Annotated in this window: 2 protein-coding genes and 1 pseudogene; all 3 read right to left on the reverse strand. The window is 68.2% G+C overall.

The annotated features are described in order from the left end of the window. Window positions 1–124: 124 nt before the first annotated feature. Window positions 125–1,636: a type VII secretion integral membrane protein EccD gene (gene eccD, locus A5764_RS26965; protein WP_067119997.1), complete on the reverse strand. Its 1,512-nt coding sequence runs from the start codon at window positions 1,634–1,636 to the stop codon at window positions 125–127. Window positions 1,637–1,903: 267 nt separating this feature from the next. After that, window positions 1,904–2,806, reverse strand: a complete 903-nt coding sequence (locus A5764_RS26970) for an ESX secretion-associated protein EspG (RefSeq protein ID WP_067120000.1) — start codon at window positions 2,804–2,806, stop codon at window positions 1,904–1,906. Between the two features lie 87 nt (window positions 2,807–2,893). Further along, a pseudogene (locus tag A5764_RS26975) lies at window positions 2,894–3,022 on the reverse strand (type VII secretion protein EsxI); the annotation flags it as partial.

The following is a 3,022-nucleotide window of genomic DNA, read 5'->3' on the forward strand; positions in this document are numbered from 1 at the left end:
GCGGTGGCCGGCCGGGGCGTCGCCGCCCGCGGGTGGGTGTCCGTCGCGCCGCTCGGCCGCCCGGGTGGGGGGGGGGGGGGGCGGGGGCGCCCCCCCCCCCCCCCCCCCACGCCACACCTTGCCGCTAGCGGTAACGGATCGCCGCATAGACATTCATCAGCCAGAACGCCAACGGGAAGATCGGCATCAGGCAGAGGTATTCGATGTACTCCACGAACTTGCGGAACAGCGGGCTGTAGATGGTGTTGGGCACGACCGCCGCGGCGGTCAGGCCCGCCGCGGGCAGCAGCACCAGAATCCCCACGCTGATCGACACCGCGAGCGGCGACTGCAGCACGAGCGCGTACCGGATCACCACCGCGGCGACGATGATGACGGCGGTCGCGGCCAGGGTGATGGCCTGCCAGCGGTCGACGTAGGAGCGCCCGCGGAGCATCAGGAATCCGGCGCTGAAGCCGGCCAGCAGGAGCGGCAGCCAGCGCTGCCCGGTGTGCGGGTCCGACACTGCGGTCAGCGACACCACCATCAGCACGCCCAGCCCCAACAGCAGACCCGTCAGGAACGAGCGGGCGCGCTCGGCCTGCAGCACCACATCGCGGACCGACGCGGGACCCTCCAAGACCGGAGCACCGCCGTCGGCGCGCACCACGGTCGTGGGCAGATCCGGGCGCGCCTCGAACACCCACCGGCTGGTGGCCGACGGGAAAACGGGCAGCCGGATACCGGCCAACCGCCGGGAGATGGCCGGCGCGGCCTGGTAGGCGAGCACGCAGACCAGCACCACGCAGGCGAAGTTCGTCACGGCGCTGGTCATGGCGACCATGCGGGCCAGGCTCGCGATGGCCGCCACCGCACTGATCGTGACGAGTGCGGTGTAGATGGCGAGGCGGCGACCGGTGAAGCGCAGCGTGAGGGCGGCAGCGATGGCGACCACGCCGAAGCCCAGTACCGCTTGTGGGGAACCGACGCCGCCGGGCGGCGCGGACGCCGCGGCGACAGCCAGCGGCGCCAGGCCGCTCAGCAGCAGGATGTCGGCGACGCGGCGATCCGAATCGGTCTTCGCCCGCATCGCCAGCAGGATGGCGACCGTGTACACGAGGGCGCCGATGACCGCGGCGTAGGCGGTCGGCAGCCACGAATTGTGGTGCCAGCGCCACCAACCCAGCAAGCCCGACCCGGCGGTCACCCCGATCGCGACCATCGACGCGCCGACCTGCACCGCGACGATCGGGTCGATCGCGGCGAATCGCTTGCTCAGGTTTGCCGAGACCGCGGTGGAGATGTGCTCGATGACTTGCGAACGGTGCTCGGTGTCCGGGAGGAACCGGATCCACAAGCGGTCGCCGTCGTAGATGTCTTGCTCGGTCAGTGACTGGGTGGCACGCAGGGGCGTGCCGTCGACCAGGCACAGCGCCCACCGGCCACGGCCGGTGGCCTCCAGCGGCGTCTCGCCCAATTCCCGCAGCCGGCTGTTCACCACCTTCAGCAGCGGGTCGGTCATCACCGAAACCGGTGCGTTGGCGTCCAGCAGGACGCCGATCTGCACGCCCTCGCCGGCCATGACGCCGACCACCACCGCCCGAGGCTGTGAGATGCCCTCGATTTCTGCCTGTAGGGACTCAGCTACTGCGGTCATCGACCCGCACCCCCTGTCATGGTGATTGAGTAAGCCCGTGCCGCCAGCCGCGCCGGTGCCGCCGTCGACCTACGTGCCGAGGCGCCGCGGCCTCCCGGGAGGTGCAGCTCGACCAATTCGGATTTCATCTGCCTCGCCTTGCGCTAAAGAGTTGTGGTGACACTGCTTTGAAGATTTGCTGATGGTTCTAGAGAAGTATGCAGTCTTGGCGTCCCGACCGCATGTTATGGGCAAAAGCATACGTAAAGTTTGTGTTTCGCACTGGTGTCAAACCCTGCTGTGTGTTTTCCACTCGCCGTACGGCAGCGTGTCCAGCACGGTTTTGACGCCGACCTGCACCAGCTGGGGCGTGGCGGGGCAGATGGCTAGCCACGCCTCTCCCGAACCCGCGGTGCGCGCCTGCTGGTAGAGCGCGATGCGGCCGCCGGAACCGTCCTTGAGCGACAGCACCGAGGCGCTGGGCCCCTTGGCGTCGTCGCGGTACTGACGGGCGTAGACGGCGACTTCGGCCGCCGGATCTGACAGCGCCTGGCCCAGCGCGGCCACTGTGGCGGCGCTGATGCCCATGCGACGCAGATCGCCTCCCGAAAAGACGTTGAAGCCCGACTCCTGCCAGGACTTGGTCGCCTCCAGCATCTCCTCCAGCGGGACGTTGACGGCGTTGATGGCCGCGGGCTCGGCGTGGTGGATCGACTCCAGACCATCGATAACCAGCGACGCGATGGAGGCGCTGTCGGCGACGGCGACATCATCGACCGTGATGTCGCTGCCCACCCGCACGGCCGACACCCAGTGCTGCCCGCGACGGGCCAGCACCACCCGGAACTCGTTTTCGGGGATGTCGCGGGAGCCGGGGGGCTGGTTCTCGTCTTCAACCACGCCATAGAGCAGCTTGCCGCGCGACAGCAAGGCGACGACCTCGAGGTCTGGCGCGGCGAGAACCCGCATTCGAGCGGCGACCTGTTCCTGTACCTCGTCGCCGACGACGATGCCCTGCTCGCGCATCACCGCCATTCCGGGGTGTTCGTTCAGCCAGTCGCTCGAATCGGTCGAGACGAACGGCCGACACCTCAATTCCGGCGCGACGTGTCGGATGTCGAGCAGAGCCTGAAGCATCCAGAACCCGTCGACGTTGACGGTGATGTCGGTGCGGGTGCTCTGTTGGTCCATCAATACCCTCAGTGGTCGAAGTGGTCGGAAACCGCAGGACGCGGCAGCACACCGATGTGTGGTGTGCTGCCGCGCCTGAAGTTGGGGTTAGGCCCAGCTGGACCCAACGGCGCTGTCGGTGCTGGCCATGTTGCTGCCGGCGCTTTGCACCTTCTGGCCGTGGGAGTTGGCCTGCTCGTAGATCACCTGGAAGTTACGACCCAACTGGGTGATGAA

The sequence above is a fragment of the Mycobacterium sp. 852002-51057_SCH5723018 genome (assembly GCF_001667035.1).
In the GTDB taxonomy this organism is placed as follows: domain Bacteria; phylum Actinomycetota; class Actinomycetes; order Mycobacteriales; family Mycobacteriaceae; genus Mycobacterium.